The following is a 236-nucleotide window of genomic DNA, read 5'->3' as shown; positions in this document are numbered from 1 at the left end:
GATCAGTCCCACCAGGTCTTCGGCAGGCGCAGCGGAAAGCCCGTCCTTGCGAACAGTGGCTGCACCCTTGGCTGCTGACTTGCCGCGCTTCGCACCCTTGGCGAGACGGTTGTTGTTCAACAATTCCTGGGTGTCCGCGTCTTCCTTGGCCAGCTGATCCGTGATGTCGGCAATCTTCTTCCGCAACGGCTGCGGGTCGATACCGTGGTCTGCGTTGTATTTGACCTGGATGGCAC

Annotated in this window: 1 protein-coding gene; it reads right to left on the bottom strand. The window is 60.2% G+C overall.

Annotation, left to right across the window (positions count from 1 at the left end; all coding sequences use genetic code 11):
- Window positions 1-236, bottom strand: a 236-nt coding sequence (locus SB724_RS21795) for a hypothetical protein (protein ID WP_486304071.1), incomplete at both ends; no start/stop codon positions are given.

The organism is Bacillus sp. SIMBA_031 (assembly GCF_046535225.1).
GTDB lineage: Bacteria > Bacillota > Bacilli > Bacillales > Bacillaceae > Bacillus > Bacillus velezensis.
The sequence above is the reverse complement of the archived record's forward strand: the minus strand, read 5'-3'. Positions and strand labels throughout refer to the sequence as shown.